9 protein-coding genes are annotated in these 14,534 nt (G+C 72.3%); 5 read left to right on the top strand and 4 right to left on the bottom strand.

What is annotated here, in order from left to right; genetic code table 11:
• Positions 1-3: 3 nt before the first annotated feature.
• On the top strand, positions 4-3,777 hold the full coding sequence (locus tag ACH4S8_RS20030) for a BTAD domain-containing putative transcriptional regulator (RefSeq protein ID WP_398395923.1): 3,774 nt from the start codon (positions 4-6) through the stop codon (positions 3,775-3,777).
• A 68-nt stretch (positions 3,778-3,845) separates the two neighbouring features.
• Here ACH4S8_RS20030 and ACH4S8_RS20025 read toward each other — a convergent pair whose 3' ends face one another.
• The 3 genes from ACH4S8_RS20025 to panB form a co-directional block, all read right to left on the bottom strand.
• Complete coding sequence (locus tag ACH4S8_RS20025) at positions 3,846-4,670, bottom strand: ABC transporter permease (RefSeq protein WP_398395706.1); 825 nt, start codon at positions 4,668-4,670, stop codon at positions 3,846-3,848.
• Positions 4,667-5,701 (bottom strand): ATP-binding cassette domain-containing protein, encoded by a 1,035-nt coding sequence (locus ACH4S8_RS20020; RefSeq protein WP_398395704.1) that lies wholly within the window; start codon positions 5,699-5,701, stop codon positions 4,667-4,669. The genes ACH4S8_RS20025 and ACH4S8_RS20020 overlap by 4 nt, the downstream gene beginning before the upstream one ends.
• A gap of 347 nt (positions 5,702-6,048) precedes the next feature.
• Complete coding sequence (panB, locus tag ACH4S8_RS20015) at positions 6,049-6,933, bottom strand: 3-methyl-2-oxobutanoate hydroxymethyltransferase (protein WP_398395702.1); 885 nt, start codon at positions 6,931-6,933, stop codon at positions 6,049-6,051.
• A gap of 236 nt (positions 6,934-7,169) precedes the next feature.
• Here panB and ACH4S8_RS20010 point away from each other — a divergent pair, with 236 nt between their 5' ends.
• The 4 genes from ACH4S8_RS20010 to ACH4S8_RS19995 all read left to right on the top strand — a co-directional run bounded on the left by ACH4S8_RS20010 (position 7,170) and on the right by ACH4S8_RS19995 (position 12,179).
• Positions 7,170-8,771 (top strand): DHA2 family efflux MFS transporter permease subunit, encoded by a 1,602-nt coding sequence (locus ACH4S8_RS20010; RefSeq protein ID WP_398395700.1) that lies wholly within the window; start codon positions 7,170-7,172, stop codon positions 8,769-8,771.
• Positions 8,772-8,897: 126 nt separating this feature from the next.
• Entirely contained in the window at positions 8,898-9,518 is a 621-nt protein-coding gene (locus ACH4S8_RS20005; RefSeq protein WP_398395698.1) for a TetR/AcrR family transcriptional regulator, read from the top strand.
• Between the two features lie 200 nt (positions 9,519-9,718).
• Positions 9,719-10,756, top strand: a complete 1,038-nt coding sequence (locus ACH4S8_RS20000) for an endonuclease/exonuclease/phosphatase family protein (protein WP_398395696.1) — start codon at positions 9,719-9,721, stop codon at positions 10,754-10,756.
• A 202-nt stretch (positions 10,757-10,958) separates the two neighbouring features.
• The gene (locus ACH4S8_RS19995) at positions 10,959-12,179 is read left to right on the top strand and encodes an MFS transporter (protein ID WP_398395694.1); all 1,221 of its coding nucleotides are present in this window, start codon (positions 10,959-10,961) and stop codon (positions 12,177-12,179) included.
• Positions 12,180-12,338: 159 nt separating this feature from the next.
• Here ACH4S8_RS19995 and ACH4S8_RS19990 read toward each other — a convergent pair whose 3' ends face one another.
• Positions 12,339-14,405, bottom strand: coding sequence for an NAD(+) synthase (locus ACH4S8_RS19990; RefSeq protein ID WP_398395921.1), 2,067 nt, complete (start codon positions 14,403-14,405; stop codon positions 12,339-12,341).
• Positions 14,406-14,534 lie beyond the last annotated feature (129 nt).

Genomic DNA, 14,534 nt, shown 5'->3' with positions numbered 1-14,534 from the left:
ACAATGGACCCCGTGCGCTATCGCATTCTCGGCACCACCCAGGCACTCCGCCCCGACGGCACGCCCGTCCCGGTCGGCGGGGCGCGGCTGCGTGCCCTGCTGACCGTCCTCGCGCTGCGGCCCGGACGCACCGTTCCCGCCGCCGTCCTGGTCGACGAGGTGTGGGACGGCGGCCTGCCCGCGGACGCGCCCGGCGCGCTGCAGGCGCTGGTCGGGCGGCTGCGCAGGGCGCTCGGCGCGGACGCGGTGGACTCGGTCGAGGGCGGCTACCGGCTGGCGGCGGCGTCCGACGACATCGACCTGCACCGTTTCGCGCGGCTCGCGGGCGAGGGCATCCGGGCCCTCGCCGACGGCGACCCCGCCAAGGCGGCCGCCGTCCTGGACGACGCCCTCGCCCTGTGGCAGGGGCCGGCCCTCGCCGACCTCCCGGACCGCGCCGCCGAGGCGGCCCGCTGGGAGACCCGCCGTCTCGACGTCCGGCGCGCCCGGTTCGCCGCGGCCCTCGCCCTCGGCCATGCCGAGGAAGCCCTGCCCGAGCTCACCGCCCTCTGCGACGTGCACCCGCTCGACGAGCCGTTGCACGTCCTGCGGCTGCGGGCGCTGCGCGACGCGGGCCGCCCCGCCGAGGCCCTCGCCGCCTACGAATCCGTCCGCGCGCTCCTCGCCGACCGCCTGGGCTCGGACCCGGGACCCGAACTGCGCGCCCTGCACACGGAACTCCTGACCGGCCCCGGACACCGCTCTGGCCCCCGGGGCGGCTCCGGCCCCCGTTACCGTTCAGGCCCCCGGGACGATTCCGGACGTGGGGACGGCTCCGGAGCCCGGGACGGTTTCGGAGTCCGGGACGGCTCGGAACCCCGGGACGGCTCCGGCGCCGGTCACCGTTCCGGATCCCGGGACGACCACGGACCCGGAGACGGCTCCGGCCCCCGGGACCGCTCCGGGGCCGGCGCGACCGGTGTGCGTCCCGGTGGCGCAGGACCGGGTTCCGGCGTCTCCGTGCCCGTCTCCGCCGACGGCGCCCTCACCTCGGCCGCCGACCCCGCGGCCGCGCCCGGGGACACCGGCACCTTCACCCGCCCCGGCACCCCGGACACCGAGGCCACGGCCGCCCGGCACCCCGCGCCGGGCGCCGGTCACCCCGCCCCGGCCGTCGGACACCCCCAGCCGTACGCCCTCGTCCCCGGCGGCGACCGGACCGCCGGGACCCCGGATCCGGCCGCCCGCGTCCCGGAGGAGGCGTCCGCCTCCCGTACTCGTCCCGCGGTACCGCCGCCCGGCAACCTCCGGGCCCGGCTCACCTCCTTCGTGGGACGCGAGAAGGACATCGATGCCATCCGGGGCGACCTCGCGGCGGCCCGGCTCGTGACCCTGCTCGGGCCCGGCGGCGCGGGCAAGACGCGGCTGTCGCAGGAGGCGGCCGAGGCACTGGCGCCGACCCTGCGCGACGGGGTGTGGCTGGCCGAACTGGCCCCGGTGGACGACCCGAAGGCCGTGCCCGAGGCCGTGCTGACCGCCGTCGGCGCCCGTGAGACCGTGCTGCGCGGCGCCGGTGCCGAGGAGATGCGCGCCGTGGCCGACCGGCACGACGACCCGCTCACCCGGCTCGCCGAACACTGCGCCAAGCGCCGGATGCTGATCGTCCTCGACAACTGCGAGCATGTCGTCGACGCCGCCGCGCACCTCGCCGAGGCACTGCTGGAGCGCTGTCCCGGTGTGACCGTGCTCGCCACCAGCCGTGAACCCCTCGGCGTGCCGGGGGAGTTGCTGCGCCCGGTGGACCCGCTGCCGGAACCCGTCGCGCTGCGGCTGCTCGCCGACCGGGGAGCAGCCGCCCGGCCCGGCTTCCGGGTCGAGGACCACCCCGAGGCGGCGGCGGAGATCTGCCGGCGTCTCGACGGCCTCCCGCTCGCCATCGAACTCGCCGCCGCCCGGCTGCGGATGCTCACCCCGCGCCAGATAGCCGACCGGCTCGACGACCGCTTCCGGCTGCTGACCTCGGGCAGCCGCACGGTGCTGCCCCGCCAGCAGACGCTGCGCGCCGTCGTCGACTGGTCCTGGGATCTGCTCGACGAGGCCGAACGGGACACCCTGGGACGGCTGTCCGTGTTCGCCGGCGGCTGCGACCTCGCCGCCGCCGAGGCCGTCTGCGGCCCGGCCGCGCTGGACGTCCTCGGCTCGCTCGTCGACAAGTCCCTCGTCGTCGCGGCGCCTTCGGGCGACGAGGACGGCCAGATGCGCTACCGGCTGCTGGAGACCGTCGCCGAGTACGCGGGGGAACGCCTCGACGAGTCCGGTGCCCGCGAGGCCGCCGAGCGCGCCCATCTCACGTACTACCGCGAACTCGTCCGGACCACCGACCCGTTGCTGCGCGGCCCCGGACAGCGTTCCGCGATCGACGCCATCGAGCGCGAGTACGAGAACCTGCGCACCGCCCTGCGGCACGCGGTCGCCGAACGCGACGAGCAGGAGGCGCTGTGCATGGTCCTCTCGCTGGCCTGGTACTGGCAGATCCGCGACCAGCGTGTCGACGCCCGTGCCTGGTCCCTGGAGGTGATGGGCCTCGGCCCGGACCCCTTCGCCCCGCCCGTGCGTCCGGCCGTCCCCCTGTACGAACGCTGTACGGACTTCCCGCCGCCGATGCGCGAGGAGGTCCTCGAAGAGGCCCGGCGCGGCGTCCACCTCGTCCATCTCGCCTACATGGACATGGACATGGGAGCCTGGCAGACCCCGGAGGCCCAGGAGAAGCTCCGTACCATCAGCGCGACCTACGAGCCCGGCATGCCGCAGACCTGCCGCACCCCCGGCTACCTCTGGTTCTACGCCGTGCTGCTCACCGGCACGATGGAGCGGTTCACCGAGGTGATCAACAAGACGGTCAGCACCTGCCGTGAACTCGGCTACGACTGGGAACTGGCCACCTCCCTGCAGATGCGCGCCAACATCCTCGCCAACCGTACCGACATGGCGGGCGACGCCACCGTGGACGCCGACGAGGCACTGGAACTCTTCGGACGCATCGGGGACGCCTGGGGTGCCGCCGAATCGCTCTCCGCGCGCGGGGAGGCCCATGAGCGCAAGGGCGACTTCCGGGCCGCCGCCGCGGACTACGCGGAGGCGGGTAAGTACGCCGAGCGTCTGGGCGCGCGCGCCCAGACGGCGGTGCTCGACGTCCGGCTCGGCTGCATGTACATGGAGCTGGGGGAGCCCGAGCGCGGCGAGCGGATGATCCGCGATGTCCTCGCGACCGGGCACGGCGCCCACAACGAGGCCCTGCCGGCGGCTCACCTCTTCCTCGCGACCTGGCTCGGCCGCACCGGCCGGACGGACGAGGCGCGTGAGCAGATACGGCTGCTCCGTCAGGACTTCGGGGCCGCTTCCTTCGCCCTGTTCGACGGATTCATGCTGGGTGTCGAGGCCTGGCTGGACGCGATCGACGGGCAGTGCGAGAGCGCCCTGGAGAAGGTGCGCCGGGCCCTGGGGTCCGCCGACCGGCTGTCGCGGATGATCGCGCCGCACATGCCCTCCGCCCATCTGATGACCGCCTCCATCGCCCTGGGCGACCTGGACGGCGGCCGTCGCGCCCTGGACGCGGCCCGGGTGCTGGGCGCGGCGGACGCCCTGCTGCCGCCGGGCCACTTCGCCGGCCCCATGGAGGTGGAGGTGCGCGAGCGGGCCGAGACGGGAGCGCGGGCCCTGCTCGATGACGCGGTGTTCGAGGCGGCATACGCGGAGGGCGGTGGCCTCTCCCTGGAAGAGGCCACCGCCCTGATCTGAGGCGCGGACGCGAACCGGCCCGACCCGCCCCGGCCCCGGTGAGCGGGTCCGGGTCCGGGCGCCGTACGTCAGCTCTTGGTGCGGAACTTGTGGATGGCGATGGGCGCCATCACCACGGTGAGGGCAGCCGTCCAGCCGAGGGTCAGCCACAGGCTGTGCGTGACCGGACCGCCCACCATCAGACCGCGGGTGGTGTCCGCGAGGTTGGACAGCGGGTTGTAGTCCGTGAAGGTCTGCAGCCAGCCGGGCATGGTCGCGGTCGGCGAGAAGATCGACGAGCCGAACTGCAGGGGGAACAGCACCAGGAAGCCCATCGCCTGCACGGACTGGGCGTTCTTCATCGTCACCCCGAGGACCAGGAAGATCCACATCAGGGCCGAGGCGAAGAGGGTGGCGAGCCCCACGGAGGCGAGCAGACCGGGCCAGTCGGTGATGTCGAAGCCGACCAGCACCCCCACGACCATGAGGACGGTGGTGGCGACGAGCATCCGCATGAGCTCCACCACGATCTTGGCGAAGAGCACGGAGCCCCGGCCGATGGGCAGGGTGCGGAAGCGGTCCATCACCCCCTTGTGGAAGTCCTCGTTGAAGCCGGTGCCGACGGCGGTCGCCATGTTCATGGTTGTCATCGCCATCAGGCCGGGCATCACGTACTGCACGTAGGCGTCCTGGCCGCCGCCCAGCGACTGCCCGATGGAACCGCCGAAGACGTACACGAACAGCAGGGTGAAGATGATCGGCATCAGGACGGCGTCGAACATCGACTCGGGGTCCTGGCGGATCCACAGCAGATTGCGGCGGATGAGGGCGCCTATGTGGCGGGCGTGCGCGCGGGGCGAGATGCGGGGGTCGGCCTCGACGGTGAAGGGGGCTTCGACAGTGGCGGTACTCATGCGGAGACCTCCTCGTAGGCGCGGGCGGGGTTCTCGTCCTGCGGGGCACTGGCCTTGTGGCCGGTGAGGGAGAGGAACACCTCGTCCAGACTGGGCAGTTCGGTGGAGATGGAGGCGATGGTGATGCCGCGCGCGGTGACCGCGCCGACCACGGCGGTGAGCTGCTCGTCGCTGAGGATCGGGACCAGCACGCTGTCGGTCTCGCTGTCCACGATCGTCGTGGCGAGGCCGGTGAGCCCCAGTTCGTCGAACATGGCCGCCAGCGGGCGCAGTTGCAGCGGGTCCGCCGGGCGGATCCGCAGCGTCCGGCCGCCGACGCGGGCCTTCAGCTCGTCGATCCGGCCGCCGGCGATGACCTTGCCGCGGTCGATGACCGTCAGCTCGGAGGCGAGTTGCTCGGCCTCCTCCATGTACTGGGTGGTGAGCAGCACGGTGACGCCGTCGGCGACCATGCGCTTGACCTCCTGCCACACCTCGTTGCGGGTGCGCGGGTCGAGGCCGGTCGTCGGCTCGTCCAGGTACAGCACGGCCGGGCTGCCGATCATCGAGGCGGCGAGGTCGAGCCGGCGGCGCATACCGCCGGAGTACGTCGACGCGGGGCGCTTGGCCGCCTCGGTGAGGGAGAAGCGCTCCAGGAGCTCGTCGGCGCGCCGGCGGGCCTCCTTGCGGGGCAGGTCGAGCAGCCGCCCGATCATGTAGAGGTTCTCCCAGCCCGGGAGCTTCTCGTCGACCGAGGCGTACTGGCCGGTGAGGCCTATCACCCGGCGCAGCTGCCGGGGCTGCTTCAGCACGTCGTAGCCGGCGACCGTGGCCGTTCCGGCGTCGGGGGTGATGAGGGTGGACAGGCAGCGGACGAGGGTGGTCTTGCCGGCGCCGTTGGGGCCGAGGACTCCGAGGACGGTACCCTCGCGCACGTCCAGGTCGATCCCGTCCAGCGCCTTGGTCTCGCCGTAGTGCTTGACCAGCCCCCGTACGGTGACGGCGCTGCGGCCGGTCGCAGCTTGCCGGGGCGTGTTGTCGATTCGCGTCATGTCCATCAAGGTGCCAGCCGCCACCGACAAACGACCGACAGGCCACCGACAGACTCCGACTGTTACCGATAGGTCGCCGACACTACGCCCACAACTGACCGACACCGCGCCCACAACCGGCCGACACCACGCCCACAACTGACCGACACCACGCCCGCAACCGGCCGGCACCGCGCCCGCAACGGCGACAACCCGCCGACGGGGGAAGATCGGCGGGTTGTCCCTGGTGCCGCAGTGGCTCAAGGCCTCGAGGTCCCGGGGCCGCAAGGGGCTCAAGAGGCGCAGGGGACTCAAGGGGCTCGGGGCGGTCGGGGCCCACCGGCGGTGAGACCCCGGGCGCCCGGGGGTCAGTGGACGGAGTGCTCCTCCATCGGGAACGTCCCGCCGACCACGTCCTCGGCGAACGCCTTGGCCGCGTCGCCCATCACGCGGCGCAGGTCGGCGTACTGCTTGACGAACTTCGGCATCCTGCCGCCGGTCAGGCCGAGCATGTCGGTCCACACCAGGACCTGCGCGTCGGTCTCGGCGCCCGCGCCGATGCCGACGGTCGGGATGTGCAGGGTGCGCGTGACCTCGGCGGCGAGTTCCGCCGGGACCAGTTCGAGGACGACGGCGAAGGCGCCCGCGTCCTGGACCGCCTTGGCGTCCCGCAGCAGCTGGTGCGCGGCCTCCTCGCCCCGGCCCTGGACGCGGTAGCCCATGGAGTTCACGGACTGCGGGGTCAGGCCGATGTGCGCCATCACCGGGATGCCGGACTCCACCAGCAGCTCGATCTGGCGGTGCGAGCGCTCGCCGCCCTCCAGCTTCACCGCGCCCACCCCGGCCTCCTTGACCAGCCGGGTCGCCGAGCGCAGCGCCTGCACCGGGCCCTCCTGGTAGGACCCGAAGGGCAGGTCGCCGACGATCAGGGCCCGGCTGGTGCCCCGCACGACCGCGGCGGACAGCATGGTCATCTCGTCCATGGTCACCGGGACGGTCGTCTCGTACCCCAGGTGGCAGTTGCCGGCCGAGTCGCCGACGAGCATGACCGGGATGCCGGCCTCGTCGAAGACGGAGGCGGTCATCGCGTCGTAGGCGGTGAGCATGGGCCACTTCTCGCCGCGCTCCTTGGCGGCGGTGATGTCGCGCACCGTGATACGGCGGGTGCTCTTGCCCCCGTACAGCGCCTTGCTGCCGGTGGCCTTGAGGGCACCCTCCGCAGGCTGCTTCTGGGCAGCCGAAAGCTGCGTCATCGCAACGGCTCCTTATGTCATCTCGAGGCACCCTGACGGCGTCCCCGGATCACCTCCATGGTGGCACCTCGTGGTACGCGCGGCTAGACCGGGCCCGCCGGACCCGGTGTCGTTCCCGCCACGCCGCTCCCCGCTCGCCGGCCTCCGTCCACGGCCCCGGGTCCCTTCGTAAGTTCTCCGTAAAGCCTTTCCGATACGAGACGGTTCCGTATCGAATTCATTCTAGGGTGGTCGCCATGACAACTTCCGCTCCTCCGCTCGACCGACGGGTGCCCGAGGCGGTGCACCGGCGCCGCTGGGCGATCCTCGGCGCGCTCATGCTCAGCCTGCTGATCGTGGTGCTCGACAACTCCATCCTGAACGTCGCGATCAAGACGATCTCGACACCCGCGCCCACCGGGCTCGGGGCCACCCAGGGTGAGCTGGAGTGGGCCATCAACGCCTACACCCTCGTCTTCGCCGGTCTCCTGTTCACCGCGGGCCTCCTCGGCGACCGGCTCGGCCGCAAGAAGGTGCTGCTCGCCGGTCTCGCCGTCTTCGGCATCGGTTCCGCGCTGGCCGCCGAGTCCGGCTCGCCGGTCCAGCTCATCGTGTTCCGTGCCGTGATGGGCCTCGGCGCCGCCTTCGTGATGCCCGCCACCCTCGCCGTCCTGATGAACGTCTTCGAGCGCGACGAGCAGCCCAAGGCCATCGGCATCTGGGCCGGCGGCGTCGGCCTCGCCATCGCGATCGGCCCGATCACCGGCGGCGTGCTCCTCGACCACTTCTGGTGGGGTTCGGTCTTCCTGGTCAACGTGCCGATCGTGATCCTCGCGATCGGCCTGATGATCTGGCTGGTCCCCGACTCCCGCGACCCGAACCCGGGCCGCCTGGACCCGGTCGGCGTGGTCCTCTCGATCATCGGCCTCGTCCTGCTCGTCTACGGCATCATCAAGGGCGGCCAGCTCGCCGACTTCACCGACCCGCAGGTCCTCGCGACGATCGGCGCCGGACTCGCCGTCCTCGTCGGCTTCGTGGTGTTCGAGATGCGCAGCGACCACCCGTCCATCGACGTCACGTACTTCAAGAACAAGGTCTTCTCGGCGGCGATCTCCGCCATCGCGCTCGTGTTCTTCGCGCTCATGGGCGTGACCTTCTTCTCCGTCTTCTACACCCAGAGCGTGCGGGGCTACTCGCCGCTGCAGACCGGCCTGCTGATGCTCCCGCTGGCCGTCGCCCAGCTGATCTTCGCTCCGCGTGCCCGGCTGGTCGTCGACCGCTTCGGCAACCGCGCCACCTGCACGGCCGGCCTGCTGATCATCGCCGCGATGCTGGCCGCGTTCGCCACGCTGGAGGCGGACACCCCGATCTGGATGCTCGAGGTCATCTTCTTCCTGATGGGCACCGGCATGGCGCACATCATGACCCCGACCAGCGTCGTCATCATGCAGGCGCTGCCGCGCGAGAAGGCCGGCTCCGCGTCCGCGCTGAGCAACACCTTCCGCCAGGTCGGCGGTGCCCTCGGCATCGCGGTCCTCGGCTCCGTGCTCTCCACCGCCTACCGCAACGGCATCGACGGCAAGCTCGCCCTCGTCCCGGCCCCGCTGCGGCACACCGCGGGCGAGTCCATCGAGGCCACCCTCGGCGTCGCCGCCAAGCTGGGCCCGCAGGGCAAGGCCCTCATCACCCCGGCCAACGACGCCTTCCTGCACGCGATGCACGTCACCGCCCTGTGCGGCGCGGGTGTCGCGGTCGTCGGCGCGGTGATCGTCGCGCTGTTCCTGCCCGGCCGTCCCGCGGCCCCGCAGGAGGACAAGGGCGAGGCCGAGCTGGTGACGGCCGACCTCGGACAGGACTGACACCGGCGTGCGCGACCGTGGGTACCCCGCCGGGGTGCCCACGGTGAGCGTGTCGAGCCGCGTACCCCGCGGCCGCCGTGAACGGGGGAGAATGACACCTGGTCAACGATGGGAACGGAGTTCGACGTGAGCCTCGCGGACAGCCGAGACAGGCAGGTGTGCCCCGGTCGGGGACGTCCCCGCAGCGAGGCGGTGGAACGCGCCATCGTCGAGGGCGTGATGAAGCTCCTGGAGGACGGGGTCCCCCTCGCGGACATCTCCATCGAGCGCCTCGCGCGCACCGCCGGAGTCGGCAAGGCGACGATCTACCGCCGCTGGAGCGGCAAGGAGGAACTCTTCGTCGACGTCCTGCGCGGCGCCGAGCCCGACGACCCCGAACTCCCCGGCGTCTGCCTGCGCGACGACCTCGTCGTCCTGCTGGAGTCGCTGCGCCGGCGCGGTCTGGTCAGCCGCTCGTCGGCGATCCTGCACAACGTCTACGCGCAGATGAAGTCCAGCCCCAAACTGTGGGCCGCGTACGACGCCACGGTCCTGGCGCCCAGACGCCAACTGGGCTACGCGGTGCTGCGCCGCGGACAGGAGAACGGCGAACTCCGCGACGACGTCGACATCGAGCTGCTCAACGACATGTTCGTCGGCCCCATGCTGGTCCGCTCCGTCATGCGCCCGGACACCGACCTCCCCGAGGGCCTCGCCGAACGGATCGTCGACACGCTCCTGGAGGGCCTGCGCCCCGTTCGGCCGTGACACGAACCGTTTCTGACGACATGAATGTGCGCGTTTCGTCACAGAGGCCGCACCTCGTGCCAGGATGCGGAACTCCGGGCACGAAGTTGTACGTCCCCTTGCCTGTACGGCCGTCCTGTACGGCGAGAACGACACCGGACATCCCCTAGGGTCATAGTCGAGGGGCAGAAGGTGCGCACGGCATTTTGTGAGGCGACGGTATGGCGCAGGCGTATATGACGGAGACGGGCAGCGACGGCCGGGGGCCGGAGCGCAGAGAGTCCCGGCTCCGGCGCCTGCTCGACGGCTGGCGCGGGGACCGCGGCATCTGGCGGCGCGGGCTGATCCTGGCCGCCCTCGCGCTGCTGCTCGCCCTGGTGATGCTGACGCACGCGCGGATCCCGAACCGGATCGGCAACCTCGGCAGTCTCACCGAGACGTTCCTGCCGTGGCTCGGGGTGTTCATCCCGGTCCTGCTGGTCCTCGCCTTCGTGCGCAGGTCCGCCAGCGCCCTGATCGCCGTGCTGCTGACCGGCGCGGTCTGGCTGAACCTCTTCGGCGGGCTGCTGACCGACAAGACCGGTTCGGGCGGCGATCTGACCGTCGCCACCCACAACGTCAACGCCGACAACCCGGACCCGTCCGGCACCGCCCGGGACGTGGCCGCCTCCGGCGCCGACGTGCTCGCCCTGGAGGAGCTGACGGCGTCGGCGGTGCCGGTGTACGAGAAGGCGCTCGCGTCGACGTACAAGTACCACTCGGTCCAGGGCACGGTCGGGTTGTGGAGCAAGTACCCGCTCGGTGACGTGCGGCCGGTGGACATCAAGCTGGGCTGGACCCGCGCCATGCGGGCGACCGTGACGGCGCCGGCCGGGTCCGTCGCGGTGTATGTGGCCCATATGCCCTCGGTGCGCGTGAAGATGAAGGCAGGGTTCACCGCCCGGCAGCGCGACAAGAGCGCGAACGCGCTGGGCGAGGCGATCGCCGACGAGCCCCTGAAGCAGGTCGTCCTGCTCGGTGACCTCAACGGCACGATGAACGACCGGGCGCTGAACGCGGTCACCTCGCAGATGCGTTCCACGCAGGGCGCGGTGGGCAGCGGCTTCGGGTTCAGCTGGCCGGCCTCGTTCCCGATGGCCCGCATCGACCAGATCATGGTCAAGGGCATCGAGCCGGTGACCTCCTGGACCCTTCCGTCCACCGGCAGCGACCACCTCCCGGTCGCGGCCCGCGTCAAGGTGGACGCCACCGCGTCCTGACCTTCCCGTAATCGCCTTTCAACCTCCCGGAATACTGGTTCGAGCAGACTTTGTTCACCGGCTAAACTTAATAGGCCGGTGTCCGACCGACCGCTCCCGCGCACCTCCCCGTGCGCGGGTGTGCCCGTACCCGCGCGCCTTCCCGCAGACAGCCGCGCCGGTACGCAGTCCCGCTCGCCCCCGCTCCTTCGAAAGGCCTCTCATGCCTCTGGCCCTGCTCGCCCTCGCCGTGGGCGCCTTCGGCATCGGCACCACCGAGTTCGCCATGATGGGCCTGCTGCCCGACGTCGCCGGCGACCTCGGCATGTCCATCCCCTCCGCCGGGCATCTCGTCTCCGCCTACGCGCTCGGCGTCGTCGTCGGCGCCCCGCTGCTCGCCGCGGCCACCGCCCGCATGTCCCGCCGCACGGTCCTGATCGCCCTGATGGGCCTCTTCGTCGCGGGCAACGCGCTCTCCGCGCTCGCCCCCGACCAGAACTGGCTGCTCGCCGCCCGCTTCCTCAGCGGACTGCCGCACGGCGCCTTCTTCGGGGTCGGCGCCGTCGTGGCCACCGGCCTGGTCGCGCCCGAGCGCAAGGCCCGCTCCGTGTCGCTGATGTTCCTCGGCCTGACCGTCGCGAACATCGCCGGTGTCCCGGCCGCCACCCTCGTGGGACAGCACCTGGGCTGGCGGGCCACCTTCCTCGGGGTGAGCGCGATCGGCGTGGCCGCCGTCGCCGCGCTGTTCCTGCTGATCCCGCGGACCCCCGCACACACCCCCGGCGGCGGTCTGCGCGGTGAACTCGCCGCCCTGCGCCCGCTGCCCGTCTGGCTCGCCCTCGGCACGACGGTCGCCGGCTTCGCCGCCCTGTTCTCCGCGTACAGCTACATCGCGCCGATGCTCACCGACGCCGCCGGATACACCGAGGGCAGTGTCACGCCGCTGCTCGCGCTGTTCGGGGTCGGCGCCACGGCGGGCAACCTGCTCGGCGGTCGGCTCGCGGACCAGGCGATGCGCCGCACCCTGTTCGGCGGCCTGGCCTCGCTGGTGGCCGTACTGGCGGCCTTCCCGGTGCTGATGCGCACCGAGTGGAGCGCCGCGCTCGCGGTGGTGCTGCTCGGCACGGCCGCCTTCGTCACCGGCTCGCCCCTGCAGCTCATGGTCATGGAGAAGGCCGCCGCCGCGCCCTCCCTCGCCTCCTCCGCCAACCAGGCCGCGTTCAACCTGGCCAACGCGGGCGGCGCGTGGATCGGCGGTCTCGCCCTGGCGGCGGGCTTCGGCGCGACGGCACCGGCGACCGCCGGAGCGGGCCTCGCGGTCCTCGGGATCGCGGTGGCGGGCGCGGCCTACGCGGTGGACCTGCGCCGCGCGAAGCGGCCGGTCCGGTCCGCGCGGGTCGTCGCCACCCACGTGCCCGGCCGGCCGGAGGCGCTGCGCCGCTGAACGGCCGGCCCGACCGCTTCCACGAGACCGAAGGGGGCCGGGCCGACGGAGGCGCTGTGCCGCCGGTCCGTCAGGCCTTCACCTTCACCTTCGCCTTCGCCTCCGCCTTCGGCGGTCGATGCGGGCCGGGCCGGCGGAGGCGCTGTCCTGCCGGGACCGTCAGGCCTCCGCCTTCGTCTCCTGCGTCTTCGCTTCCGGGAGGTCGAAGCGGGCCAGGTCGCGCAGCCAGGCGCGGGCCGAACCGTCCGACGGCGCGCGCCAGTCGCCGCGCGGCGAGAGCGAACCGCCCGCCGAGACCTTCGGCCCGTTGGGCATGGCCGAGCGCTTGAACTGCGCGAACCCGAAGAAGCGGCGGCAGAACACGTCCAGCCAGCGCCGGATCTCCGGCAGGTCGTACGCGACCCGCTCGGCCTCGGGGAAGCCCGGCGGCCAGGCACCGGCGTCCGGGTCGTGCCACGCGTGCCAGGCCAGGAAGGCGATCTTCGAGGGCCGGAAGCCGTAGCGCAGCACATGGAAGAGGGTGAAGTCGTGCAGCGCGTACGGGCCGATCTTCGACTCGGTGGACTGCAGCTCCTCGCCCGGCACGAGCTCGGGGCTGATCTCCGTGTCGAGGATCGCGGCGAGCGTCCGGCCGGTGTCCGCGCCGAACTGTCCGGTGCCGATGACCCAGCGGATCAGATGCTGGATCAGCGTCTTCGGCACACCCGAGTTGACGTTGTAGTGGCTCATCTGGTCGCCCACGCCGTACGTGGACCAGCCGAGCGCCAGCTCCGAGAGGTCACCGGTGCCGAGCACGATGCCGTCGCGCTGGTTGGCGAGCCGGAACAGATAGTCGGTGCGCAGACCGGCCTGCACGTTCTCGAAGGTGACGTCGTACTGCGGCTCGCCGGAGGCGAAGGGGTGTCCCATCTCCTTCAGCATCAGCCGGGCGGTGGGCGTGATGTCCAGCTCGGCCGCGGTGACGCCGAGGGAGCGCATCAGCTCGTGCGCGTTGCCCTTGGTGTGGTCGCTGGTGGCGAAGCCCGGCAGGGTGAAGGCGAGGATGTCGCTGCGCGGGCGGCCCGCCCGGTCCATCGCGCGGGCGGCGACGATCAGCGCGTGCGTCGAGTCGAGACCGCCGGACACCCCGATGACCACCTTCGGGCCACCGATCGCCGCGAGCCGCTGCTGGAGCCCCGCGACCTGGATGTTGTAGGCCTCGTAGCAGTCCTGGGCCAGCCGGTCGGGGTCCGCGGGCACGAACGGGAAGCGCTCGATGCGGCGCCGCAGGCCCAGGTCGCCGGTCGGCGGGTCGAGCAGGAACGACACCGTCCGGAAATCGGCGGTGCGGGCGGTGTGGGTACGCCGGTTGTCGTCGAAGCTGCCCGTCCGGCTCCGCTCCTGCCGCAGCAGGTCGAGGTCGACGTCCGCCACGGCGAACTGGTCGTCGAGCGGGAAGCGGTCGGACTCGGCCAGCAGCGCCCCGTTCTCGTAGATCATGGTCTGGCCGTCCCACGACAGGTCGGTGGTCGACTCGCCGAGGCCGGCCGCCGCGTAGACGTACGCGGCGACGCAGCGTGAGGACGCCGAACGGCACATCAGCTTGCGGTCCTCGGCCCGGCCCACGGTGATCGGGCTGCCGGAGAGGTTCGCGAGGACGGTGGCGCCCGCCAGGGCCGCCTCGGCGCTCGGCGGCACCGGCACCCACATGTCCTCGCAGATCTCCGCGTGCAGCACCAGGCCCGGGACGTCCTCGGCGGCGAACAGCAGGTCCACGCCGAACGGCACGGACTCCCCGCCGACCCGGATCGTGCCGCCGCGCTCGTCGTCGCCCGAGGCGATCTGCCGGCGCTCGTAGAACTCGCGGTAGTTCGGCGGGTACGACTTGGGCACGACACCGAGGACCCGGCCGCGGTGCACGATCACCGCGCAGTTGTAGACCCGGTTGCGGTGGCGCAGCGGCGCGCCCACCACCAGGACCGGCAGGAGCTCGGCCGACCCCGTCACCACCGTTTCGAGCGCCTCCTCGACCTGGTCGAGGAGCGCGTCCTGGAGGAGCAGGTCCTCGATCGAGTAGCCGCACAGCCCCATCTCCGGGAAGACGGCGACGGCCACACCCTCCCCGGCGCAGCTGCGCGCCTGGCGCAGGACGGCCTCGGCGTTGGCGAGCGGGTCCGCGATGACGGTGTGGCCCGTGCAGGCGGCGACGCGTGCGAAGCCGTGCTGATAGAGCGACCGGAAGTTCAGAGGAGGCACCCGGCCAGTGTAATCGTCAGAGCGACGCGATGGGGTGGTGGGCCGTGCCGGGCGCTCCGGCCACCGTACGTCCCGTGCGCGTCCGGGGCCCCGTGCGTGCCCTCACGCGCGAACGCGCCC

The sequence above is a fragment of the Streptomyces sp. NPDC021080 genome (assembly GCF_044333225.1).
Classification (GTDB): domain Bacteria; phylum Actinomycetota; class Actinomycetes; order Streptomycetales; family Streptomycetaceae; genus Streptomyces.
This window is presented reverse-complemented; position numbering and strand designations above follow the sequence as displayed.

Excerpts from the sequence above, each read along its gene's own strand:
- ACH4S8_RS20030 (WP_398395923.1), top strand. The coding sequence starts at position 4 with ATGGACCCCGTGCGCTATCGCATTCTCGGCACCACCCAGGCACTCCGC.
- ACH4S8_RS20025 (WP_398395706.1), bottom strand. The coding sequence starts at position 4,670 with ATGAGTACCGCCACTGTCGAAGCCCCCTTCACCGTCGAGGCCGACCCC.
- ACH4S8_RS20020 (WP_398395704.1), bottom strand. The coding sequence starts at position 5,701 with ATGACGCGAATCGACAACACGCCCCGGCAAGCTGCGACCGGCCGCAGC.
- panB (WP_398395702.1), bottom strand. The coding sequence starts at position 6,933 with ATGACGCAGCTTTCGGCTGCCCAGAAGCAGCCTGCGGAGGGTGCCCTC.
- ACH4S8_RS20010 (WP_398395700.1), top strand. The coding sequence starts at position 7,170 with ATGACAACTTCCGCTCCTCCGCTCGACCGACGGGTGCCCGAGGCGGTG.
- ACH4S8_RS20000 (WP_398395696.1), top strand. The coding sequence starts at position 9,719 with ATGGCGCAGGCGTATATGACGGAGACGGGCAGCGACGGCCGGGGGCCG.
- ACH4S8_RS19995 (WP_398395694.1), top strand. The coding sequence starts at position 10,959 with ATGCCTCTGGCCCTGCTCGCCCTCGCCGTGGGCGCCTTCGGCATCGGC.